Source organism: Halomonas sp. HG01 (genome assembly GCF_000968715.2).
Taxonomy (GTDB): Bacteria; Pseudomonadota; Gammaproteobacteria; order Pseudomonadales; family Halomonadaceae; genus Halomonas; species Halomonas halophila.
This window is the reverse complement of sequence record NZ_CP022134.1, coordinates 175802-198185: the sequence shown is the minus strand read 5'-3', so window position 1 is coordinate 198185 and position 22384 is coordinate 175802. Positions and strand designations below refer to the sequence as shown.

The following is a 22384-nucleotide window of genomic DNA, read 5'->3' as shown; positions in this document are numbered from 1 at the left end:
CCCGAATTCTGTCAACCGTCGCCCCTCGGCGGCCTTCTTCAACCGACCAGGTAGGGACCCCCGGCGCCATGGATACCACCGCTGCCCCGGACCACTCGTCCGTCTCCGTTACCGCACCGCAGACCCTGCGTGTCATCAAGCGCACCGGCGATGTCGCGCCCTTCGATGCCGGCAAGATCGCCGTGGCCCTGAGCAAGGCCTTCATCGCCGTGGAGGGCGACAACGCCGCCACCTCTTCCCGGGTGCGCGACTTCGTGCAGCAGGCCTCCGAGGGCATCGCCCAGGCCTTCCAGCGCCGCATGCCCGACGGCGGCACCGTGCACATCGAGGACATCCAGGACCAGGTCGAACTGGCACTGATGCGCGCCGGTGAGCAGAAGGTCGCCCGCGCCTACGTGCTGTACCGCGAGGAGCACGCCCGCGCCCGCGCCGAGGCCGGCGCCGACATCGAGAAGCCGCACCCGACGCTCAACGTCACCGCGCCGGACGGCAGCACTCGCCCGCTGGACCTGGGCCGGGTCGAGACCCTGGTCTTCGACGCCTGCGAGAATCTCACCAACGTCGATCCGCAGAAGATCGTCGAGGACTCGCTGAAGAACCTCTACGACGGCGTGAGCGCCGACGGCGTCTCCCAGGCGCTGATGATGACCGCGCGGACCCTGGTCGAGAAGGATCCCAATTACACCTACGTCACCGCCCGCCTGCTGCAGGACAACCTGCGCCGCGAGGCGCTGTCGTTCCTGGGCATCGCCGACGAGGCGACCTACCAGGAGATGGCCGACTTCTACAAGCCGGCCTTCCAGGCCTACATCGAGAAGGGCATCGAATTCGAGCAGCTCGACCCGCAGCTCGCCGAGTTCGACCTCGATCGCCTGGGCGATGCCCTGGACCACACCCGCGACGCCCAGTTCACCTACCTGGGCCTGCAGACCCTCTACGACCGCTACTTCATCCACCGCGACGAGGTGCGCTACGAGCTGCCCCAGGTGATGTTCATGCGCGTCGCCATGGGCCTGGCGCTCAACGAGGACGACCGCGAGGCGCGGGCCATCGAGTTCTACGAGCTGCTCTCAAGCTTCGACTACATGGCCTCCACCCCGACCCTGTTCAACGCGGGCACCGTGCGCAGCCAGCTCTCCAGCTGCTACCTGACCACCGTGCCTGACGACCTGGACAGCATCTACAGCGCCATCCGCGACAACGCCCTGCTCTCCAAGTGGGCCGGCGGCCTGGGTAACGACTGGACCCCGGTGCGTGCGCTGGGCTCCTACATCAAGGGCACCAACGGCAAGTCCCAGGGCGTGGTGCCGTTCCTCAAGGTGGTCAACGACACCGCCGTGGCCGTGAACCAGGGCGGCAAGCGCAAGGGCGCCGTCTGCGCCTACCTCGAGAGCTGGCACCTCGACATCGAGGAGTTCCTCGAGCTGCGCAAGAACACCGGTGACGACCGTCGTCGTACCCACGACATGAACACCGCCAACTGGGTGCCGGACCTGTTCATGAAGCGCGTCTTCGACGACCAGGAGTGGACCCTGTTCTCGCCGGCCACCTGCCCGGACCTCCACGACCTGTACGGCGCCGCCTTCGAGAAGCGCTACCAGGAATACGAGGAGATGACCCGCAACGGCCAGCTCAAGCTGTTCAAGCGCGTCAAGGCCAAGGACCTGTGGCGCAAGATGCTCTCGATGCTGTTCGAGACCGGCCACCCGTGGATCACCTTCAAGGATCCGTGCAACCTGCGCAGCCCGCAGCAGCACGCCGGCGTGGTCCACAGCTCCAACCTGTGCACCGAGATCACCCTGAACACCTCGGTCGACGAGATCGCGGTGTGCAACCTGGGCTCCATCAACCTGGCCCAGCACGTGGTCGACGGCGAGTTCGACGGCGACAAGCTGAAGAAGACCGTCAAGACCGCGGTGCGGATGCTCGATAACGTCATCGACATCAACTACTACGCGGTGCCGCAGGCGAAGAACTCGAACTTCAAGCACCGCCCGGTGGGCCTCGGCATCATGGGCTTCCAGGATGCCCTCTACGCCCAGGACATCGCCTACGCCTCCGAGGACGCCGTGACCTTCGCCGACCGTTCCATGGAACTGGTCAGCTATCACGCCATCGAGGCCTCCAGCGACCTGGCCGCCGAGCGCGGACACTACCAGAGCTACGAAGGCTCGCTATGGAGCCAGGGCGTGCTGCCGATCGACTCCGTCGAGAAGCTGAAGGAAGAGCGCGGCGCGAAGTACATCGAGGTCGACACCTCCACGACCCAGGACTGGGATCGCATCCGCGACAAGGTCGCCGCCCAGGGCATGCGCAACTCCAACGTCATGGCCATCGCCCCGACCGCGACCATCTCGAACATCTGCGGCGTCTCGCAGTCGATCGAGCCGACCTATCAGAACCTGTTCGTGAAATCGAACCTGTCCGGCGAGTTCACCGTGGTCAACTCCTACATGGTCAACGACCTGAAGGAGCGCGGCCTGTGGGACGAGGTCATGATCAACGACCTCAAGTACTACGACGGCTCCGTGCAGCCCATCGACCGCGTGCCGGACGACCTGAAGGCCAAGTACGCCAGCGCCTTCGAGGTCGAGCCCAAGTGGCTGGTCGAGGCCGCCGCCCGTCGCCAGAAGTGGATCGACCAGGCCCAGTCGCTGAACCTCTACATCAAGGGCGTCTCCGGCAAGAAGCTGGACGTGACCTACCGCATGGCGTGGTTCCGCGGCCTCAAGACCACCTACTACCTGCGCGCCCTGGGCGCCACCTCGGTGGAGAAGTCCACCGTGGACCGCGGCAACCTCAACGCGGTGAGCAACGCCTCGCCCGGCGCCGCCCCGACGCCGTCCGCCGCGCCGGAAGCCAAGCAGGAGCCCAAGGGCATCGACGACTTCCTGCAGGGCAAGAACGGCGGCGGCTCCCGTGCGCCCTCCGCGGGCGAGATCGACGAGCTGGGCTGCGAGGCCTGCCAGTAACGGCGTCACGCGCCACCGCTCGAGCCGGAGGGATCTCCCTCCGGCTCCGCCCCTTCTACCCTTGCCGCAGCGCTCCCCCGACGCGAACGCCTGCGGACCATCCGGCCGACCACCGGGAGAGACACAGATGATCGATTGGAACGAGTTCCACGAAGACGACACCGCCACCGCCGAAGCCCCGCAGCCGGCTCCGGCGCCGCAGCCCGCACCCAAGGCCGAGGCACCCGCCGAGGAGGTCCGCGACAGCGCCGGCGCCTACCAGGTCGCCGAGCAGGACCGTCTGGCCCGCGCCAAGCAGTCCCTCGAGGAACTCGACGTGGCCGCCGGCCTCGAGGAACTCGAGATGGGCGCCCAGCGCATCGACGTCGAGCAGAAGCGGATGATCAACGCCCGCGCCGACCTCAACCAGCTGGTGCCCTTCAAGTACGAGTGGGCGTGGCAGAAGTACCTGGACGGCAGCGCCAACCACTGGATGCCCCAGGAAGTGAACATGAACGCCGACATCGCGCTGTGGAAGAGCGCGGACGGCCTCACCGCGGACGAGCGCCGCATCGTCGAACGCAGCCTGGGCTACTTCTCCACCGCCGATTCGCTGGTCGCCAACAACCTGGTGCTGGCCGTCTATCGCCTGATCACCAACCCCGAGTGCCGCCAGTACCTGCTGCGCCAGGCGTTCGAGGAAGCGATCCACACCCACGCCTATCAGTACTGCGTGGAGTCGCTGGGCATGGACGAGGGCGAGGTCTTCAACATGTACCGCGAGGTGCCCTCGGTCTCGGCCAAGTCCGCCTGGAGCCTCAAGCACACCCAGTCGCTGGCCCGCCCAGACTTCCACACCGGCACCCCGGAGACCGACCAGGAGCTGCTGCGCAACCTGATCGCCTTCTACTGCGTGACCGAGGGCATCTTCTTCTACTGTGGCTTCAGCCAGATCCTGTCCATGGGCCGGCGCAACAAGATGACCGGCGTCGCCGAGCAGTTTCAGTACATCCTGCGCGACGAGTCGATGCACCTGAACTTCGGCGTCGACATGATCAACCAGATCAAGATCGAGAACCCGCACCTGTGGACCGCCGAGTTCCAGGACGAGGTCACCCAGATGATCCTCGAGGGCACCGAACTGGAGATCGCCTACGCGCGCGACACCATGCCCCGCGGCGTGCTAGGCATGAACGCGGCGATCATGGAGGAGTACCTGCACTTCATCTGCAACCGCCGCCTGGCGCAGATCGGCCTCAAGGAGCAGTTCCCGGGCGCCGAGAACCCCTTCCCGTGGATGAGCGAGATCATCGACCTGCGCAAGGAGAAGAACTTCTTCGAGACCCGCGTCACCGAGTATCAGGTCGGCGGCGCCCTGAGCTGGGACTGATAGTCCTCTGCTCCTAGCGAGACGCGAGCGTCACGCTCGGCGGGCCATGTCAGGCGACATGGCCCGCTTTGCGTCGCGACGCCGCAATGGGTAGGCTTTGCCGCCGTCCCGCACCCCATCCCGTATCACGTCAAAGGAAGCAACATGCAACTCGGTATCATCGGACTCGGCCGAATGGGCGGCAACATCGCACGCCGCCTGGTGCGCGACGGCCATGAAGTCGTCGCCTACGACCAGGACGCCGCCACCGCCCAGGCCCTCGTCGACGACGGCATCGGCCACGCCGAGAGCCTCGCCGCGCTGGTCGAGAGCCTCGACGCGCCGCGCGCCGTCTGGGTGATGCTGCCCGCCGGCGAGCCGACCGAGGCCACCATCGACGCGCTGGCCGAGCTGATGGCGCCGGGCGACACCATCATCGACGGCGGTAACACCTTCTACAAGGACGACATCCGCCGTGCCAAGGCGCTCGAGCCGAAAGGGCTGCACTACGTCGACGTCGGCACCTCCGGCGGCGTCTGGGGCCTCGAGCGCGGCTACTGCATGATGGTCGGCGCCGAGGACGCGACCTTCGACCGCCTGGAGCCGCTGTTCGACAGCCTGGCCCCCGGCTACGGCGACCTGGAGCGCACCCGCGGCCGCAACGCCCCGAACGAGCGCGCCGAGCGCGGCTACATTCACGCCGGCCCGGTGGGCGCCGGCCACTACGTCAAGATGGTCCACAACGGCATCGAGTACGGCCTGATGCAGGCCTACGCCGAAGGCTTCGAGCTGATGCAGAGCAAGGCCTCGCCGGACCTGCCGGAAGACCAGCGCTTCGACCTGAACCTGGCGGACGTGGCCGAGGTCTGGCGTCGCGGCAGCGTGGTCTCCTCCTGGCTGCTCGACCTCACCGCCCAGGCGCTGGCCGGCGACCCGCGCCTCGACCACTACTCCGGCGCCGTCTCCGACAGCGGCGAGGGTCGCTGGACCGTCGATGCCGCCGTGGAACAGGGTGTCTCCACCCCGGTGCTGGCCAACGCGCTGTTCTCGCGCTTCGCCTCGCGCAAGGAGAACACCTACGCCAACCGCCTGCTGTCGGCGATGCGCTTCGGCTTCGGCGGCCACGTCGAACCGCCCAAGCAATAGGCCGGAAGGCTCATGGGCGCCGGTGCCGGCTCAGGATCAGCGCCAGCCCCACCAGCATGCCCGCCAGGTGCGCGAAGTGCGCCACGCCCTGGCGGGTCCCGGCGATGCCCAACCACAGCTCCACCAGGCCGATGACGATCACGAAGTACTTGGCCTTCATCGGTATCGGCGGGATCAACAGCAGGATGTACTGGTTGGGGTAGCGCAGGCCGAAGGCCAGCAGCAGCGCATAGACGCCGCCCGAGGCGCCCACCGTGGGCGCGAACGGGCCGGTCGACATCGATACCACCAGCAGCTGCGCCGCGCCCGCTCCCAACACGCACAGGACGTAGTAGCGCGCGAAGCGCTGGCTGCCCCAGTCGCGCTCCAGCGGGCTGCCGAACATCCACAGCACGAACATGTTGATGGCCAGATGAAAGAGGCTGCCGTGCAGGAAGGCATAGCTCAAGAGCTGCCAGAGATGGAACTCGCCCGCCGGCAGCCCCGAGGGCAGCGTCTCCGGCGCCACGCCGAGCGGCCACAGCGCCAGATAGCGCAGCATCGGTCCCGGCAGCAGCTGCTGCACCAGGAACACCAGGCCATTGGCCGCCAGCAGCAGGCCGATCACCGAGCTCCTGCCGTGTCCCTCGCCCTTTTCCAGCGTGCGTCGCACTCCGCGTCCTCCCGGCTGCCATCTTTTCAAGGTGGACGGCAATGCCACCGCGTCGCAAGGTCGAGGTGTCGTCGTTGCGCCAGGCCGCGCTCTGGTCGACGCTGAAGGATCAGGGAACGCCAGCATCCGATTTGCACGTAATCTATTAGAATGAGAACATTTCCACACTCATTTCCCCCGGAGACTCGACACCCCATGCCCCGACGGTCACTCGCCCCCCTGATGACGCCCCTGTTGCTGCTGCCCGCCGCCGGCCAGGCCGCCGAGCTGGCCCTCGAGCCGCTGACGGTCAGCGCATCGCGTCTCGAGCGTGAGCTCTATGCCACGCCCGCCGCCGTGTCCGTGGTGGACAACGAGCAGATCGCCCAGGGCCAGTCCCGCGAGCGCCTCAACGAGTCGCTGGCCACCGTGCCGGGGCTGTATCTCCAGAACCGTCACAACTTCGTCCAGGGCGAGCGGGTGTCGATCCGCGGCTTCGGCGCCCGCACCCCGTGGGGCGTGCGCGGCATCACGGTGCGCGTCGACGGTATTCCCTACACCCTTCCCGACGGCCAGGCCCAGCTCGATGCCATCGATCTGGACAGCGCCCGGCGCATCGAGGTCATCCGCGGCCCGGCGGCGGTGCAGTACGGCAACGCCGCCGGCGGCGTGATCGACGTCACCACCGCCGACGGCGAGAGCGACCCGGGCACCAGGCTGCGCGTCGAGGGCGGCAGCGACGGCTATCGCAAGCTGAACCTCAGCAACGGCGGCGTCGAGGGCCCCTGGTCGCATCACGTCAGCGTCTCGGCGCTGGGCATGGACGGCTATCGCGATCACAGCGAGGTCGAGAAGTATCAGCTCAACGCCAAGCTGCGCCGCGAGCTGGACGCCGACCGCTCGATCACCGCCATCGTCAACCTGCTCGACAACCCGCGCTCCGAGGATCCGGGCGGCCTGACCGCCGAGGCGGTCAGCGATGACCGCGAAGGCACGATCGACAGCAATTTCTATTCACCGACTCGCATCGATGCCGGCCAGTCGGTCGACCAGCAGCAGCTGGGCCTCGAGTACGAGGACCGGGCCGCCGGCCCCGGCGAGCTGACCCTGCGCGGCTTCTACCTGAAGCGCGACTTCGAGCAGCAGCTGGCCTATGCCGGCGACAGCTTCGTCGCCTACGATCGCGACTACTACGGCGGCAGCGCCGAGTATCGCCAGTCGCTGACCGTGGGCGGCCTGCCGCTGAGCTACGTGACCGGCGTCGACCTGGCGCGCCAGGAAGACGAGCGCTATCGCGATGACGTCACCATCGACGGCGACCACCAGGGCCGCGCCGCCGACGAGACCCAGACCGCCAGCTCGGTCGGCGTCTTCGCCCAGGGCGACCTGGATTTGACCGATCGGTGGACCCTCTCCCTCGGCACCCGCTTCGACCACACCAAGTTCGATATCGACGACGACTACCTCGACGATGGCGACAACGGCGGCGATCGCAGCTTCGATCAGTGGAGCGGCAGCGCCGGGCTGAGCTATCGCTACCTGCCCAACCACCAGGCCTACCTCTCGACCGGCACCGCCTACGAGACGCCGACCTTCACCGAGTTCGCCAACCCGGCCCGCGTGGGCGGCTTCAATCCGGACCTCGAGCCGCAGAAGGCCTGGAACCGCGAGATCGGCCTTCGCGGCAGCTTCGTCGATGCCGGCCTCGACTACGACGTGGCGCTGTTCTCGACCCGAGTCCGCGATTCGCTGATCGCCTACAAGGACGGCGGCCGCGACTTCTACCGCAACGCCGGCCGCAGCCGCCAGGATGGCCTGGAAGTGGCCCTGGGCTGGCAGTTCGCCGAGGACTGGCGACTCGACAGCGCCCTGACCCTGGCGCGCTACGAGTTCCAGGACTACGTCAACGACAAAGGCGAAGACCTCGCCAACAACCGCATCCCGGGCCTGCCCGAGCGCACCTGGGTCAACCAGCTGACCTGGCAGGGCCTCGGCGAGCGCTTCGCCACCCTGGAGACCCGCTACGTGGGCTCGATGGTTGCCGACGACGAGAACAGGGTGAAGATCGACGACGTCTGGCTGGCCAACCTGCGTGCCGGCGACGGCTGGCGCCTCGGCGACGACACCCTGCTCAAGGCCTACGTGGGCGTGCAGAACCTGTTCGACCGCGAGTACTACGACAACATCGTCATCAACGACGAACGTGGCCGCTACTTCAACACGGCGCCGGACCGCAGCGTCTATGCCGGCGTGGAGCTGGCCTTCTAGGCCGCGTCTTCGCGCCTCTCCCGGGGCCGCCTCAAGGGGCGGCCCCGCGTCGTTTCCAGGAGCCTGCCCCGATGAATGACACCCCCATCCTGCATATCGCCGCCGCCCTGATCGAGGACGCCGAAGGCCGCCTGCTGCTGGTGCGCAAGCGCGGCACCGAGGCCTTCATGCAGGCCGGTGGCAAGATCGAGCCCGACGAGTCCCCCGCCGAGGCCCTGGCCCGGGAACTCGAGGAGGAACTCGGCCAGCCGCCGACGCGCCTCGAGCCGCTGGGCGAGTTCAGCGCCCCCGCCGCCAACGAGCCCGGCCACGGGCTGCGCGCCCACCTGTTCCGCGCCGAGCTCGCGGGTCCGCTGCAGGCCGCCGCCGAGATCGCCGAGCTGCGCTGGGTGACGCCGGCCGAGGCCCTGGCGCTGCCGCTGGCGCCGCTGACCCGCGACGAGGTGCTGCCCCGCGCCGGCCTGGCCGAGGCCTGAGATGGAGCAGCCGATCGTCGGCTATCACCGCGACGCCGAGGGACACTGGGTCGCCGAGCTGGCCTGCGGCCACCATCAGCACGTCCGCCACCAGCCGCCCTGGGTCGAGCGCCCCTGGGTGACCACCGAGGCCGGGCGCCGCTCGCGGCTTGGCCTGGCGCTGCCCTGCGTGAAGTGCGACCGCGGCGAGCCGCGTGACGCGCCACCCCGCCACGCCCCACCCTAGCCAACGGGGCGCATGCGATAGGATAGAGAGACCGCCGCTCCCACCATTCCGCCATCGAAGGAGCCCGACGTGGCCATCGCCCTGCTCTACAACGCCCTGATCTTCCTCGCCGCCGCGGTGCTGATCGTGCCGCTGATCAAGCGGCTGGGGCTCGGCGAGGTGCTCGGCTATCTGGTCGCCGGCGTGGTGATCGGCCCCTCGGCATTGGGCCTGGTGCCGGACGCCGACGCCGTGCTGCAGTTCTCCCAGGTCGGCATCGTGTTCCTGCTGTTCGTGATCGGCCTGGAACTCAAGCCGGCCCGCCTCAGGCTGATGCGCAAGGCAGTGTTCCACTTCGGCAGCCTGCAGGTGGCCGTCAGCACGGCGCTGCTCACCGGCCTGGCCCTGCTGGCGGGCCTCTCGCCCGCCGCGGCGCTGGTGGTCGGCTTCAGCCTGGGGCTGTGCTCCACGCCGCTGGTGCTGCAGCTGCTCGGCGAGCGCGGCGAGCTGGGCAGCCGCCACGGCCGCTACGCCTTCGCCCTGCTGCTGTTCCAGGACATCGCCGCCATTCCGGTACTGGCGGCCATTCCACTGCTGGCCGGCGGCGCCTCCCTGGGCGGCGACTGGACCCACCTGCTGGCCGAAGCGCTGATCGCCGTCGGCGCCTTCGCCGGCCTGATCGTCGGCGGCCGCTACCTGCTGCGCCCGCTGTTTCGCTTCGCCGCCGGCACCCGCAGCCGCGAGGTCTTCGCCGGCACGGCGCTGCTGGTGGTGATCGGCGCCGCCCTGCTGATGGAGCTGGCCGGGCTTTCCATGGCGCTCGGCGCCTTCATCGCCGGGGTGCTGCTGGCCGACTCGGAGTACCGCCACAGCATCGAGGCCGACATCGAGCCCTTCCGCGGCCTGCTGCTGGGGCTGTTCTTCATGGCGGTGGGCATGACCGCCCAGGTCGGCCTGCTGGCCGAGGAACCCGGCCTGGCGCTGGGCCTCGCCGCCGGCCTGCTGGCCGCCAAGTGGCTCGCCATGACGCTCTCCGCCCGGCTCTACCGCAGCGACTGGAAGACGTCGCTGAACCTCGGCGCGCTGCTCTCCCAGGGCGGCGAGTTCGGCTTCGTGCTGCTCACCGCGGCGGGCGCCGCCGGCCTGCTCGACGCCTCGCTGGTCGGCCTGCTGGTGCTGGTGGTGTCGCTGTCCATGGCCGCCACGCCGGTGCTGTTCCTGGTCCATGCGCGGCTGATCCGGCCGCTGCTGAAGACCGACAAGCCGCGCCGCGACTACGACCGGCCACCACCGACCGGGCCGCAGATCATCATCGCCGGCTTCGGGCGCTTCGGGCAGATCATGGGCCGCATCCTGCAGGGGCTGAAGATCCCCTATACGGTGCTCGACAGCAACGCCGAGCGCGTCGACGTGGTGCGCCGCTACGGCACCGAGATCTACTTCGGCGACGCCTCGCGCCTCGACCTGCTGGAGGCCGCCGGCGCCGACAAGGCCCGGGTGATGGTGGTGGCGATCGGCGACATCGAGACCTCGATGCGCATCGTCCAGCGGGTCAAGCGGCGCTTCCCGCACCTGCGCGTCTACGCCCGGGCCCGGGATCGCTACCACGCCCAGCTGCTGATGCGCGCCGAGGTCACCTACATCATCCGCGAGCTGCTGCCGGCGAGCCTGGAGCTGACCCGCGAGGTGCTGGTCGGCGTCGGCATCTCCCGCGAGCAGGCCAGTCACACCGTGGAGACCTTCCGCCCTCACGACGAGCGCGCCCTGAAACGCCAGCTGGAAGTGTTCGGCAACAAGCGCGAGCAGATCCAGACCATCCAGCAGGCCGCCCGCGAGCTCGAGGAGCTGTTCGAGGCCGACGAAGACATCGCCACCACCGCGCCCGAGCGTCCGCCGGAGCGGCGCGGCACAACGTGACAGGAGACCTCATGACCCATCACAAGGGCACCCCGGAGACCGGCCGCGACCTGCTGGCCGACGTCAGCCTGCCCGCCGCGGTGATCCAGCAGGCGCCGCTGGCCCACAACCTGGCCTGGATGCAGGCCTTCGCCGAGCGCCACGGCGCGCGGCTGGCGCCCCACGGCAAGACCACCATGACCCCGGCACTGTTTCGCCGCCAGCTCGAGGCCGGCGCCTGGGGCATCACGCTGGCCACCCTGCCCCAGTGCCGCGCCGCCTTCGCCGAGGGCGCCACGCGCCTGCTGCTGGCCAACCAGCTGGTCGGCCGCGCCAACATGGCGATCGCCGTCGCGCTGATGCGCGCCGGCGCCGAGCTCTACGTGACCGTGGACGGCCACGACAACGTGGCCGAGCTGGGCGAGGTCTTCGCCAACGCCGGCCTGACGCTGCCGGTGCTGATCGAGGTGGGCGTGGCGAGCGGACGCTGCGGCTGCCGAGACGACGAGCAGGTCGCGGAGCTGGCTCGGGACATCGCCGCGCGGCCGGGGCTGACGCTGGCCGGTCTGGAGGGCTACGAGGGCGTGGTCCACGGCGACGATCCGGCCGCGAGGATTCGCGCCTACGGCAAGCGGCTGGTGGAGAACCTTCACCGGCTGGCGGACGAGGGACTGTTCGGCGTCGCATCGCCGATCGTCACCGCCTCGGGCTCGGCCTGGTACGACCTGATCGCCGAGACCTTCCGTGACGGCGGCCTCGAGGGCCGCTTCACTCCGGTGCTGCGCCCGGGCTGCTACGTGGTGCACGACCATGGCCTCTATCGCGAGGCCCAGCGCGGCGTGCTGGCGCGCCGCCCGGACCTGCACGAGGGCCTGCGCCCGGCGCTCACGGTCTACGCCCAGGTGCAGTCGTTGCCGGAGCCGGGGCTCGCCATCGTGGCGCTCGGCAAGCGCGATATCGGCGGCGACCGCCTCCCCGAGCCCCTCGTGCGCTATCGGGAAGGCGGCCGCGTCGAGGCGCCGCTGTCGGTGGCGGGATGGGAAGTCACCAAGCAGATGGATCAGCACACCTTCGTCGCCCTGCCGGAAGATGCCAAAGATGTGAAGGTGGGCGACGTGATCGCCTTCGGCGCCTCCCATCCCTGCCTGACCTTCGACAAGTGGCGACTGATCCACCTCGTCGACGACGGTCTGTCCGTCATCGATACCTGGGAGACGTACTTCTAGAGCCTTATCCAGGCTTTGTGCGAAAAGTCGACGAGCGAAGGCCAGACAAGGCAAAACTCGGTGAAAAGGCGGAGTTTACAAGCTGTAAATGAGTACTTTGAGCCGATTTTTAACGCCGTATGGGCGAGCGCAGGCACTTTTCGTAAAAGCCTAGGGCCGCCGGGTGTCAAAGGCCACGCTGCGCACCAGGGCCACCACGGCCATGCCCGGCTTCAGCCCCATCTCGTCGAGGGACTTGCGGGTCAGCCGCGCACGCAGCCTCTGCTCGTCGGTCCCCTTCTCACCGAGCCGCAGGCGCAGCTCCACGGCGGTCTGCCCCGGCCGTGACGGGCCGATCTCCTCGACCGTCGCGCGCAGCCGGTTGCGATAGCTGATGGCGCCGGGCTCGTCCAAGGCCAGCGCCACCTCCCGCACCGGGATGCGCAGCCGCAGCCGCGTACCGGGCGCGGCGTCCACCGCGGGCAGCGTCAGCCGCTGACCGTCGGCCAGGCGCAGCCGGCTCAGCGCATAGTGCGGGTCGTGCTCCTCTACCGTCGCCGTGACCAGGGTCGCGGCATCGAAACCGCCCAGCCGCTCGGTGAGTTCGAAGCGCTGCAGCAGCGCGTCCAGCGGGCCGTCGGCGACCACCCGCCCCTGCTCGAGCAGCACCAGGTGGTCGGCGATGGCGGTCAGCTCGTCGGGATCGTGGCTGACGTAGACGATGGGAATGTCGATGTCGCCGGCCAGCCGCGCGATGTAGTCCAAGAGCTCCTGCTTGCGGGCGCCGTCGAGGCCGGTCAGCGGCTCGTCCATCAGCAGCAGCCGCGGTTCGCTGAGCAGCGCCCGGCCGATCGCCACCCGGCGCGCCTCGCCGCCGGACAGGGTCGCCGGGAAGCGCTCCAGCAGCGCGCCGATGCCGAGCAGCTCGACGACGGCATCGAAACGCTCGCATCCGGCGCCGCGCATGCCGTAGACGAGATTGCCTCGCACCCGGTAGTGGGGAAACAGCCGCGGCTCCTGGAACACCACGCCCAGATGGCGCCGGTGCGGCGGCACCCGGATGCCGCGCGCGGTATCCACCAGCGTCTCGTCGCCGAGGCGGATCGCCCCGCGGTGAGGTGCATCGAGCCCGGCGATCATCCTGAGCAGGCTGGTCTTGCCGCTGCCCGAGGGGCCGAACAGCGCGGTCACGCCGCTCGCAGGCAGCGCCAGCGATGCCGACAGCGAGAAGTCGCCGAGGCGCTGCTCGACATTCAGGGTCAGCGCCGAGCGCGCGCCGGCGGCGCCGTCATGGGCGGCGGTCACATATGACATGGCATCCTCTCCATTACCCATCGCGCTGACGAAGCCGGCGCCGGGCCCGCCGGGCCAGCCACTCCGAGGCCACCAGCGAGACCATGGCGATGATCACCGAGATCGCGCACAGGCGGGCCGCGGCGGCCTCGGCGCCGGGCGTCTGGATCAGCGTGTAGAGCGCCAGCGGCAGGGTACGGGTCTCGCCGGGGATGTTGGCGGCGAAGGTGATGGTGGCGCCGAACTCCGACAGCGCCCGGGCGAAGGCCAGCACGGTGCCGGTCAACAGCCCCGGCAGCGCCAGCGGCAGGGTGATGGTGAACAGCACCCGCAGGCGGCCGGCGCCCAGGGTGCTGGCCGCGGCCTCCAGATCGACGTCCACCGCCTCCAGCGACAGGCGCACGGCGCGCACCAGCAGCGGGAAGGCCATCACCCCGCCGGCCACCGCCGCGCCCTGCCAGGTGAAGGGCAGGCTCACGGCGAACCATTCGTTCAGCCACCGGCCCAGCCAGCCCTGACGGCCCAGCGACAGCAGCAGCAGATAGCCGACCACCACCGGCGGCAGCACCAGCGGCAGGTGCAGCACGCCGTCGAGCAGCGCCTTGCCGCGGAACTCGCGGCGCGCCATCAGCCATGCCAGGGCGATGCCCGGCACCAGGATCCAGACCACCGCGGTGCCCGCCACGCGCAGGCTGATCAGGATGGCCTCGACCTCCACCGGCGACAGCATCGACTAGCGCTCGGCGCCGGCGGCTTCGAAGCCGAAGCGGGCGAAGACGTCCATCGCCTCGTCGCTCCCCAGCCAGGCACGGAAGGCTTCGGCGGCGCCATCGGCCGGCGGGTCGATCAGCGCCACCGGATAGCGGATCGCCGGGTGGCTGTCGAGCGGGAACAGGCCCAGCTCGTGCACCCGGTCGCTGGCCAGGGCGTCGGTGCGATAGACGATGCCCAGCGGCGCCTCGCCGCGCTCGACCAGCGCCAGGGCGGCGCGCACGTTGTCGGCCCGGGCCAGACGCGGGGCCAGCGCCTCCCACTCGCCGAGGGACTCGAGCGCCTGGCGGGTATAGATGCCGGCCGGCACGTGGTCGGGGTCGCCCACCGACAGGCGTTCGCCGTCGGCCAGCAGCTCGCTCAGCGGCGTGCCGTCGCCGGGAGTGAAGGACGCCGTCTCGTCGTCGGCGGCGATCAGCGACAGGCGGTTCTGCAGCAGGTCGGCCCGCTCGGCGAGTTCGATGCCCTGCTCGCCCAGCCAGTCCATCCACTGCTCGTTGGCGGAGAAGTAGAGATCGGCCGGTGCGCCCCGGGCGACCTGGCGCGCCGCGGTGGACGAGGAGGCATAGACCGGCACCACGTCGACGTCGTGGCCCGCTTCAAAACGCTCGATGGCGGTATTCAGGGCGTCGGTGAGCGAGGCGGCGGCGAAGATTCGCACCTTGGGTTCGGCATCGGGCTCGGCCTGGGCCGGCACGGCGGCGACGCCCAGCGCCAGGGCGAGGCCCACGCCGAGGACGCGCAGCGGATGACGAGCGGTGAACCGCGGCATGGAAACTCCCGTTATGTCTTTTTGGAAACAACGGAACATTAGCGCTCCATGAACGTCCAGGCAAGCGCGATCAGCTCGACGCCTCCGGCGCCTCCACGGTCATCAGCGCGAGCAGTGCCCGGGCATCGTCGCAGGCCTCGGGATCGAGGCGGCGCTCGATCGCCCGATAGCGCGTCAGCAGCTCCTCGCCCAGCGGCGTGAGCTCGGCCCCGCCGCGGGTGCTGCCGCCGGTGCTGGTGGCGATCACCTCGCTCGGGAAGTGGCGGTTCATGGTCTCGATCAGCTGCCAGGCCTTCTTGTAGCTCATGTTCAGCGCGCGGCTGGCCGCGGTGATCGAGCCCTCCCGGGCGATCGCCGCCAGCAGGTCGATCTTGCCGGGCCCCAGCACCACGTCGCGATCGGCGACCAGTCGCAGCTGGAAGGTGGGGCATTCATGGCGGGTTCGGGTCATCGGCGTGTCCTCGTCGGCAAGAGCGGAATGGCGAAAACGTGCGGCGCGGATCAGGGCGCCAGCTGCCACCAGTCGGGCAGCAGGGCGAGATTCTCGGCCCGAGCGAAGCGGTCGTCCATCAGCACCACCACGCCGCGGTCATCGGGGCCGCGGATCACCCGGCCGGCGGCCTGCACCACCTTGATCATCCCGGGCACCCGATAGGCGTAGTCGAAGCCGCGGCCGAAGCGTTCCTCCAGCCGCGCCTCCAGCGCCGCATGGTAGGCGTCGAAGGGCGGCAGGCCGAGGCTCGCCACGAAGGCGCCGACCAGCCGCTCGCCGGGCAGGTCGATGCCTTCGGCGAAGGCGCCGCCGAGCACCGCGAAGGCGATGCCGGTCTCGCCGGGCGCGAAGCCGGCCAGGAAGGCCTCGCGCTCGGCCTCGTCCATGCCGCGCCGCTGGGCACGCACCGGAATCCCGGGGCAGGCCTCGCGGAAGCGCGCCAGCGCCGCCTCCAGGTAGGCGAAGCTGCTGAAGAAGGCCAGGTAGTGGCCGGGCCGCCGCCGGTACTGGCCGGCCAGCTCGGCGACGATGGGCGAAAGCGACGCCTCGCGGTCGCGCAGCCGGGTCGAGACGTCACGGCGCAGCCGCACCTCGAGCTGCTCGGCGACGAAGGGCGCCGGCACGCTGCGGATGACGGTATCGTCGGGCAGGCCCAGCAGGTCGCGATGATAGCCCGGCGGGCTCAGGGTCGCCGAGAACAGCACCGCGCAGCGGGCGGCGCGGAAGCGCGGCGCCAGGAAATCCGCCGGCACCAGGTTGCGGATCGCGAGTCTAGCCCGGCCGCGGCCGTGGCGCTCGAGCTCGCACAGCGAGTGCTCGCCGAAGGTCTCGGCGCGGCGGGCGAAGGCCAGGGCCTCGAACAGGAACTCCTGCAGCGCCGGATCACCGCCGGCGGGGTGCTCGCCCAGGTAGTCGGTGATCGCCGCCACCGCCTGCTGCAGGGCGCCGAGCAGCCCGCCCGGCACCTCGTCCAGCGCCTGCCACTCGTGATCCTCGGCCTCGCGCAGCAGGTCCTGCCAGCGCCGCGAGAGCCGCGAGAGCGGCCGAGACAGCGCCGGCGGCGCACCCTTGCGCAACCGGTTGAGCCGTCGCTGGTCGAGCGCCGCGCTGTACATGCCCCGGGCCCGGTCGACCAGGTTGTGGGCCTCGTCCACCAGCACGCCGAGGCGCGCGCCCTCGGCCTGGGCCAGGCCGTGGATCAGGGCGCCGTCGTCGAAGTAGTGATTGACGTCGCCGACCAGCACGTCGGCCCAGCGGGCCAGCTCCTGGCCCAGGTAGTAGGGGCAGACGCCGTGCTCGAGGGCCAGCGCGCGCAGCGACGCGCGATCCCAGAAGCCGCGGGCCACGGCGTCGCGGCGCGCCGCCGGCAGCCGGTCGTAGAAGCCCTGGGCGAGCGGGCAGGATTCGCCGTGGCAGGCGAAATCGGGATGCTCGCAGGCCTTGTCGCGGGCCACCAGCTCGAGCACCCGCAGCGGCAATCGCTCGCTGTCGCGGTCGGCGCCCAGGTCCGTCAGGGCGTCCAGCGCCAGCCGCCGCCCCGGGGTTTTCATGGTCAGAAACGCCAGCCGGTCGAGGCCCTGGCGGGGCATGGCGGCGAGCAGCGGATAGAGGGTGCCCAGCGTCTTGCCGATGCCGGTGGGCGCCTCGGCCAGCAGGCAGCGGCCGGTGGCGGCGGCGCGGTAGGCGTCCTCGGCCAGGGTCCGCTGGCCGGGGCGGAAGTCGCCGTGGGGGAAGGCCAGCGCGGCGAGGGCCACGTCCCGCGCCGCACGATGCTCGGCCTCCTGATCGGCCCAGGCCACGTAGGCCCGGGCGTGGGCTTCAAGCCGCGCCCACAACTCCTCGGCGCTCGCCTCCCGGGTCAGCACGGTCTCGCGGCCGGTGGCGATATCCAGGTAGACCAGCGCCAGGGTAATGGACTCGAGTCCGCGCTCGGCGCACAGCAGCGCCCCGTAGGCCTCGGCCTGGGCCCAGTGCAGGGCGCGCTGGTTGGCGGCCATGCGCTCGAGGCTGCCGCGATGGGTCTTGACCTCCTCCAGGCGGTTGGCCGCGGGGTCGACGCCGTCGGCACGGCCGCTCACGGTCAGGCCGGCGACGTCGGCGGACAGCGCCACCTCGGCCTCATACCCCTCGCCGCGCCGGCTTTGCACCCGGGCATGGCCCTCGATGCCCTCCCGGGCGCTGGGGGCCGGGGTGAAGCGGTGGTCCAGATCGCCCTCCCGGGCGGTGAACTCGCACAGCGCCCGTACGGCGACGCGGCGGCCGGCCTCGCTCACGGCTCCTCTCTCGGATTCGCCCAGGGCCTCACTCTCCGCACCGCTCATGGCGTTTCCCAGCACACGTGGCAGACCGCCACCGGGATGTCATGGGCATGGAAGAAGGCCAGCCAGCGGCGCTGGTTGTCCTGCAGCCGATCGCCGGGGCCCTTGACCTCGATCAGCCGATAACCGGCGCCGCCCTCGCCTTTCTCACCCTCGGGGAAGAACTGGATCAGGTCGGGCAGTCCGGCGCGATTGGCGCGCGGATCGTCGAGCAGCCGTTCGAACAGGCCCCGCAGGTGTGCGGGCGGGATGGCGGCCAGGGCGCGCTCCAGCAGCGCCTCGTCGAGCGCGCCCCAGTGCACGAAGGGCGAGGCCAGGCCCCACTTGTCGCGAAAGCGCGCCCGGATGGTCTCGCGATGGCGACCGTCGTCGAGCTGGGCCAGGCAGGCGTCGAACCGCTCGCGGCGCCGGGCCACGAAGTCCTCGCGATTGAGATCGGCGGGCCCGGTGTGGAAGGGATGGAAGAAGGCGCCGGGCAGCGGCGCGAAGATCGCCTCCCAGCACAGCAGGCCGAACAGCCCGGTGATCAGGGCGTTCTCCACAAAGTGCACCGGCGCCTCGGGCGTGGCCAGATGCTCGGCCACCGCGCGCTCGACGCCGCCGGGAGACGGTGAAAGCACCAGGTCGAGCCGCTCGGGCGCGGGCTCGATCTCGTGGGGCGGCGCCGGCAGGCCCAGCCTGCGACACAGCCGCGGGCGCAGCCGGGCCAGCGCCTGGCGTTCGGCCTCGCCCACCGGTTCGGCCGCCTCGATCAGCCGATGGGCCAGCGCGAACTCGCCGCGCCGCTCGAGCAGCCGCAGCCGGCGCACCCGCGCCTCGCCGAGGCCGGCGGCGGCGTAAGCCTCGAGGGCCGCCTCGGCCTCGCCCCGACGCTCGGCCTCGCGGCCCAGCTTCAGCAGCAGCCGCGCGCGGCGGGCGGCCAGCCAGGCGTTGTCGGGCGCCGGCGGCACCTCGGCGGCCAGCGCCGCCGGGCACTCGCCGTCGTCGAGGCGCTCACGCAGCCGGTGCAGGGCCAGGTAGGCGTCGACCTCGTCGCGGTGCTGGAAGGCGCGGGAGTCCGCGCCGAAGGGCACGCTCTCGAAGCGCTGCAGGCCGAGCTCGGCGAGCACGAACTCCGCCCAGTCCTGGCGCAGGTTGCCGAAGAACATCAGCCTGAGCCGGTCGCAGAGCTCCATCAGGGTGAGGCGCACCACGCGATCCGGCGCCGCCGGCCACCAGTCCTCCAGCCGGCGCGGCGCGTGGCCGCGCTCGGCCAGGGCGGCGTGCAGCGCGCCCTTGGCCACGCTTTTCGGCAGGCCGGCCGCGGCGATCTCGTCGGCGAAGGCTTGCTTGAGCTCGGCCAAGCGCAGCTGGCGGAACAGCTCGTCGAGGGTGAGCGGCGGGGCCGCCTCGACCCAGCCGGCCTCGATCAGCGGGCCGAGGGCGGCCTCGCTATCGCCGATCTCGTCGTAGGCCAGGCGCGAGACGCGGAAATGCTCGCCCTTGCGCATCACCATGCGCACCAGCAACGCCCGGCAGGCCCGGGGCAGGCTCGGGAAGTCGGCGAGGAAGGCACGCTCGGTCTCGGAGAGCAGGTCCGCGTGGCGCGCGGCCACCCAGTCCAGCACGCACTGGAAGTTCGCCAGGTAGTAGAAGGGATCGTCCAGGGAGGCCGTGAGCGCGGCGGCGGAGGTGACGCTGTTCATGCTGGCCATGGTATCAGCCTCGTGCCGGCGGGTGAGCCCCGTCGGCGCTCAGCCCTTGCCCTTCTCGGGCACCCGCAGGGTCAGGGTGTCGCCGCGCATCTGCAGCTCGAAGCGGCCGAGGAAACTCATGCCCAGCAGCACCGTTCCGCCCTCGAGCCCGGGCACGACGGAGCCCGGCACATCGCGGGCGACGAGACCGCCCAGACGCACCTCCTCGAGGGTCGTCAGGTGGCCGCGCACCCGGCCGTTGGCGGTGGAGAAACTGGCCGCGGCGCGCCGCGGCAGGTCGAGGCGCTCGGCCAGGTCGGCGGGCACGGCCACCTGGGTGGCGCCGGTGTCGAGCAGCATGGTCACCGGCTCGCCGTTGAGGCGCCCGGTGGCCACGAAGTGCCCGTTGGCGTTGCGCGCGAGCGTCAGCGGGCCCCCGTCCAGCGACTCGGCGAGGTGGGCATTGGGGTTCTCCCGCGCCTCGAACCAGCCCTGGAACCACCAGGTGCCGAGCCCGATCAGCAGCGCCCAGAAGGCCAGCATCATGCCCAGCCCCGCACGCTTCACGCCACCGCCCTGCTCGCTCATTCATCGCCCTCCCGTCATCCGGCTCGCCCATCATGACACTGGACGCCCGCCGGCGCCCATGCTGGGATGAGACCTTTCGTTCACCCTCAAGGAGCGATCATGAGCGACGCCTCTTTCTCCGACGATGCCCCCGCCTCCGACGCTGCTCGCGCTGCCGGCACCCTCGGCACCGACGCCCTCGAGGCCGGCACGATCTACCGGCTGTTCTCCGGCGCCATCGCCCCGCGCCCCATCGCCTGGGTCGCCACCGTCGACGCCGAGGGGCGCGCCAACCTGGCACCCTTCTCGTTCTTCAACGTGGCCAGCGTCAACCCGCCGGTGCTGGCCTTCTCGCCGCTGCTCAACGGCGAGGGCAAGGCCAAGGACACCCTCCACAACCTCGACGAAGTCGGCGAATGCGTGATCCACGTCGGCAGCGAGGCGCTGGCCGAGGCGCTCAATGCCACCAGCGCCAGCCTGCCCCGCGGCGAGGACGAGTTCGACCACGCCGGCCTGACCAAGGCGCCGATGGGCGAACTCAGGGTGCCGCGCATCGCCGAGTCGCCGATCGCCTTCGGCTGCCGGCTGCGCGAGGTGATCCGCTTCGGCGACAGCCCGCTGGCCGGCAATCTGGTGCTCGCCGAGGTGGTCGCGGTGCACGCCGCGCCCGAGGTCTGGGACGGCCGCCACGTCGATATCGAGACGCTGCGCCCGGTCGGCCGCATGGCCGGCTCGGACTATAGCCGCACCACCGACCTGTTCGCCCTCGAACGCCCCAAGTAGATTTTTGGCATCAAGCAGGCTCCCGAGGAAATCAGCTAAGCGTCGATTGACGTCGCGAGCGACGATAGGTTGGCTGCCGCCGGAGCACAGCCACCGGAATGTAGCCTGCTACATGAGGATGGCGCGCACCGCCGGCGGCCAAGATATCGAGCGCAGCAGTCAATCGGCCTTAGCGGCCGTTGCGGGCTTCCCACTCTCGTGCCGCCCGCATGCCTCTCTGCTGATCGACGAACAGGCAGATCAGGATGGCGACGATAAACAGTCCCGCACACAGCAGGATCGAGGCCTGCAGCCCGACCACCGACTGCAGCAGCCCCAGGGCGACGATGCCCACCACCCCGGCAAGCTTGTTGGCCAGGCCCCAGAAGCCGAAGAACTCGGCGGCCTTGCGGCTCGGCGAGAACAGCCCCACCAGGGCGCGGCTGGCGGACTGACTCGAGCCCAGGCTGAGCCCCGCCAGGCAGCCGACCAGCAAGAACAGGTGCTGGGCCTGCCAGTCGAGGCCCAGCGCGGCGTTGAGCCAGGCGGTGAGCGTTGGCGTGGCCCAGATCGCCAGGATCGCCGCCACCCACAGCACCAGGGTGATCAGGTAGGTGACCCGGGTGCCGATGCGGTCCTGGATGGCGCCGAAGCCGATCGCCCCGGCGGCGGCGGTGATCTGCACGATGATGAACATGACATTGCGCACGGACTCGTCCCAGCCGATCACCTGGGCGCCGTAGATGAAGGCGAAGGCGATGATGATGTAGACCCCGGCCATGGAGAACAGCAGCGACACCAGGAAGATGGCCAGGTCGCGGAAGCGGCGCAGCTCGTGGAGGGTGGTCGAGACCCGCCGCCAGGCGATCGTGCGGTAGGAGAGCCCCGCGTTCTGCGGCGTGCCGCGCTCCTTCACCCACAGGAAGGTGGGGATGGCGGTGACCAGGAAGAAGCCGGCGGCGAAGGGCCCGACCCAGCGGATGCGCTCGAAGTTCTCGGCGCTGGCCTCGCCCAGCACCACCAGGGTGAAGCCGGCGGCGAACAGCCCGCCGACGTAGCCTAGCGCCCAGCCGAAGCCCGAGATGCGGCCCAGCGACTCGGGCGGCCCGAGCCCCGGCAGGAAGGCGGCGATGAAGGACTCGCCCATGGAGTAGGCGTAGTTCGAGACCACGATCAGCACGAGCCCCAGCCACACGTAACCCGGGGCGACGAAATAGAGCAGCGCGGTGGCGACGATGGTGACCACGTAGCTGGCGAACAGGAAGCGCTTCTTCTCCGCCCGGTAGTCCATCACCGCGCCGCACAGCGGCCCGGTGATCACCACCAGCAGGTAGCTGATCGCCAGCGCCAGGCTCCACAGGAAGTTGGCCCAGCGATAGCCGTCGCCGCGGTCGCCGACGATCACCGTGGTAAACAGCTCGCCAAACACCACGGTGATGATCAGCAGGGTGTAGGCCTGGTTGGCGAAGTCGAACATCGCCCAGCCCAGGATCTCCTTGCGCGAGGCCCGGGGCGTCGCGGGCGCGTCGGCGGTGGTCACGCTCATGGCGGGGCATCCCTGTCGAGAAAGGGGCCAAGATAGCAGCCG

Annotated in this window: 18 protein-coding genes; 9 read left to right on the top strand and 9 right to left on the bottom strand. The window is 70.2% G+C overall.

Going from position 1 to position 22384, the window contains the following annotated elements; translation table 11 throughout:
* Positions 1-68: 68 nt before the first annotated feature.
* From UN84_RS00875 to gnd, 3 genes are all read left to right on the top strand, one after another.
* A complete protein-coding gene (locus UN84_RS00875; protein ID WP_046079568.1) occupies positions 69-2972 on the top strand; it encodes a ribonucleoside-diphosphate reductase subunit alpha in 2904 nt (967 codons plus the stop codon).
* 127 nt (positions 2973-3099) lie between these two features.
* Positions 3100-4341 (top strand): ribonucleotide-diphosphate reductase subunit beta, encoded by a 1242-nt coding sequence (locus tag UN84_RS00870; RefSeq protein WP_035599502.1) that lies wholly within the window; start codon positions 3100-3102, stop codon positions 4339-4341.
* 144 nt (positions 4342-4485) lie between these two features.
* Positions 4486-5466 carry a phosphogluconate dehydrogenase (NAD(+)-dependent, decarboxylating) gene (gene gnd, locus UN84_RS00865; RefSeq protein WP_046079569.1) on the top strand — a complete coding sequence of 327 codons (981 nt, stop codon included), beginning with the start codon at positions 4486-4488 and terminating at the stop codon, positions 5464-5466.
* Positions 5467-5476: 10 nt separating this feature from the next.
* Here gnd and UN84_RS00860 read toward each other — a convergent pair whose 3' ends face one another.
* Positions 5477-6118 carry a rhomboid family intramembrane serine protease gene (locus tag UN84_RS00860; protein ID WP_046079570.1) on the bottom strand — a complete coding sequence of 214 codons (642 nt, stop codon included), beginning with the start codon at positions 6116-6118 and terminating at the stop codon, positions 5477-5479.
* Between the two features lie 195 nt (positions 6119-6313).
* On the opposite strand from UN84_RS00860, the gene UN84_RS00855 reads away from it, so the two are divergent.
* From UN84_RS00855 to UN84_RS00835, 5 genes are all read left to right on the top strand, one after another.
* Positions 6314-8365: a TonB-dependent receptor family protein gene (locus UN84_RS00855; RefSeq protein ID WP_046079571.1), complete on the top strand. Its 2052-nt coding sequence runs from the start codon at positions 6314-6316 to the stop codon at positions 8363-8365.
* A gap of 71 nt (positions 8366-8436) precedes the next feature.
* Positions 8437-8841: an NUDIX hydrolase gene (locus UN84_RS00850; RefSeq protein WP_046079572.1), complete on the top strand. Its 405-nt coding sequence runs from the start codon at positions 8437-8439 to the stop codon at positions 8839-8841.
* 1 nt (position 8842) lies between these two features.
* Positions 8843-9067, top strand: a complete 225-nt coding sequence (locus UN84_RS00845; protein WP_046079573.1) for a DUF3565 domain-containing protein — start codon at positions 8843-8845, stop codon at positions 9065-9067.
* Between the two features lie 69 nt (positions 9068-9136).
* Positions 9137-10963 (top strand): monovalent cation:proton antiporter-2 (CPA2) family protein, encoded by a 1827-nt coding sequence (locus UN84_RS00840; protein ID WP_052719367.1) that lies wholly within the window; start codon positions 9137-9139, stop codon positions 10961-10963.
* Between the two features lie 11 nt (positions 10964-10974).
* The gene (locus UN84_RS00835) at positions 10975-12168 is read left to right on the top strand and encodes an amino acid deaminase (RefSeq protein WP_046079574.1); all 1194 of its coding nucleotides are present in this window, start codon (positions 10975-10977) and stop codon (positions 12166-12168) included.
* Between the two features lie 150 nt (positions 12169-12318).
* On the opposite strand, the gene modC is transcribed toward UN84_RS00835, so the two are convergent.
* The 7 genes from modC to UN84_RS00800 all read right to left on the bottom strand — a co-directional run bounded on the left by modC (position 12319) and on the right by UN84_RS00800 (position 20055).
* The gene (gene modC / locus UN84_RS00830; RefSeq protein WP_046079575.1) at positions 12319-13461 is read right to left on the bottom strand and encodes a molybdenum ABC transporter ATP-binding protein; all 1143 of its coding nucleotides are present in this window, start codon (positions 13459-13461) and stop codon (positions 12319-12321) included.
* 13 nt (positions 13462-13474) lie between these two features.
* On the bottom strand, positions 13475-14170 hold the full coding sequence (gene modB / locus UN84_RS00825) for a molybdate ABC transporter permease subunit (protein WP_046079576.1): 696 nt from the start codon (positions 14168-14170) through the stop codon (positions 13475-13477).
* 3 nt (positions 14171-14173) lie between these two features.
* A complete protein-coding gene (gene modA, locus UN84_RS00820; protein ID WP_046079577.1) occupies positions 14174-14983 on the bottom strand; it encodes a molybdate ABC transporter substrate-binding protein in 810 nt (269 codons plus the stop codon).
* Between the two features lie 70 nt (positions 14984-15053).
* Positions 15054-15434: a winged helix-turn-helix domain-containing protein gene (locus tag UN84_RS00815; RefSeq protein ID WP_046079578.1), complete on the bottom strand. Its 381-nt coding sequence runs from the start codon at positions 15432-15434 to the stop codon at positions 15054-15056.
* 50 nt (positions 15435-15484) lie between these two features.
* Positions 15485-17797 carry an ATP-dependent DNA helicase gene (locus UN84_RS00810; protein WP_237022342.1) on the bottom strand — a complete coding sequence of 771 codons (2313 nt, stop codon included), beginning with the start codon at positions 17795-17797 and terminating at the stop codon, positions 15485-15487.
* Complete coding sequence (locus UN84_RS00805; protein ID WP_046080435.1) at positions 17794-19479, bottom strand: VRR-NUC domain-containing protein; 1686 nt, start codon at positions 19477-19479, stop codon at positions 17794-17796. Before UN84_RS00805 ends, UN84_RS00810 begins: the two co-directional genes overlap by 4 nt.
* A 48-nt stretch (positions 19480-19527) precedes the next feature.
* Complete coding sequence (locus UN84_RS00800; protein ID WP_046079579.1) at positions 19528-20055, bottom strand: retropepsin-like aspartic protease family protein; 528 nt, start codon at positions 20053-20055, stop codon at positions 19528-19530.
* A 99-nt stretch (positions 20056-20154) separates the two neighbouring features.
* On the opposite strand from UN84_RS00800, the gene UN84_RS00795 reads away from it, so the two are divergent.
* Positions 20155-20817 carry a flavin reductase family protein gene (locus tag UN84_RS00795; protein ID WP_237022341.1) on the top strand — a complete coding sequence of 221 codons (663 nt, stop codon included), beginning with the start codon at positions 20155-20157 and terminating at the stop codon, positions 20815-20817.
* A gap of 169 nt (positions 20818-20986) precedes the next feature.
* Here UN84_RS00795 and UN84_RS00790 read toward each other — a convergent pair whose 3' ends face one another.
* A complete protein-coding gene (locus tag UN84_RS00790) occupies positions 20987-22342 on the bottom strand; it encodes an MFS transporter (protein WP_046079580.1) in 1356 nt (451 codons plus the stop codon).
* Positions 22343-22384: the final 42 nt, after the last annotated feature.

What these genes read in the sequence shown, in the direction of transcription:
- UN84_RS00875 (WP_046079568.1), top strand. Translation starts at nt 69, where the DNA reads ATGGATACCACCGCTGCCCCGGACCACTCGTCCGTCTCCGTTACCGCA.
- UN84_RS00870 (WP_035599502.1), top strand. Translation starts at nt 3,100, where the DNA reads ATGATCGATTGGAACGAGTTCCACGAAGACGACACCGCCACCGCCGAA.
- gnd (WP_046079569.1), top strand. Translation starts at nt 4,486, where the DNA reads ATGCAACTCGGTATCATCGGACTCGGCCGAATGGGCGGCAACATCGCA.
- UN84_RS00855 (WP_046079571.1), top strand. Translation starts at nt 6,314, where the DNA reads ATGCCCCGACGGTCACTCGCCCCCCTGATGACGCCCCTGTTGCTGCTG.
- UN84_RS00850 (WP_046079572.1), top strand. Translation starts at nt 8,437, where the DNA reads ATGAATGACACCCCCATCCTGCATATCGCCGCCGCCCTGATCGAGGAC.
- UN84_RS00845 (WP_046079573.1), top strand. Translation starts at nt 8,843, where the DNA reads ATGGAGCAGCCGATCGTCGGCTATCACCGCGACGCCGAGGGACACTGG.
- UN84_RS00835 (WP_046079574.1), top strand. Translation starts at nt 10,975, where the DNA reads ATGACCCATCACAAGGGCACCCCGGAGACCGGCCGCGACCTGCTGGCC.
- modC (WP_046079575.1), bottom strand. Translation starts at nt 13,461, where the DNA reads ATGTCATATGTGACCGCCGCCCATGACGGCGCCGCCGGCGCGCGCTCG.
- modB (WP_046079576.1), bottom strand. Translation starts at nt 14,170, where the DNA reads ATGCTGTCGCCGGTGGAGGTCGAGGCCATCCTGATCAGCCTGCGCGTG.
- modA (WP_046079577.1), bottom strand. Translation starts at nt 14,983, where the DNA reads ATGCCGCGGTTCACCGCTCGTCATCCGCTGCGCGTCCTCGGCGTGGGC.
- UN84_RS00815 (WP_046079578.1), bottom strand. Translation starts at nt 15,434, where the DNA reads ATGACCCGAACCCGCCATGAATGCCCCACCTTCCAGCTGCGACTGGTC.
- UN84_RS00810 (WP_237022342.1), bottom strand. Translation starts at nt 17,797, where the DNA reads ATGAGCGGTGCGGAGAGTGAGGCCCTGGGCGAATCCGAGAGAGGAGCC.
- UN84_RS00805 (WP_046080435.1), bottom strand. Translation starts at nt 19,479, where the DNA reads ATGAACAGCGTCACCTCCGCCGCCGCGCTCACGGCCTCCCTGGACGAT.
- UN84_RS00800 (WP_046079579.1), bottom strand. Translation starts at nt 20,055, where the DNA reads ATGAGCGAGCAGGGCGGTGGCGTGAAGCGTGCGGGGCTGGGCATGATG.
- UN84_RS00795 (WP_237022341.1), top strand. Translation starts at nt 20,155, where the DNA reads ATGAGCGACGCCTCTTTCTCCGACGATGCCCCCGCCTCCGACGCTGCT.
- UN84_RS00790 (WP_046079580.1), bottom strand. Translation starts at nt 22,342, where the DNA reads ATGAGCGTGACCACCGCCGACGCGCCCGCGACGCCCCGGGCCTCGCGC.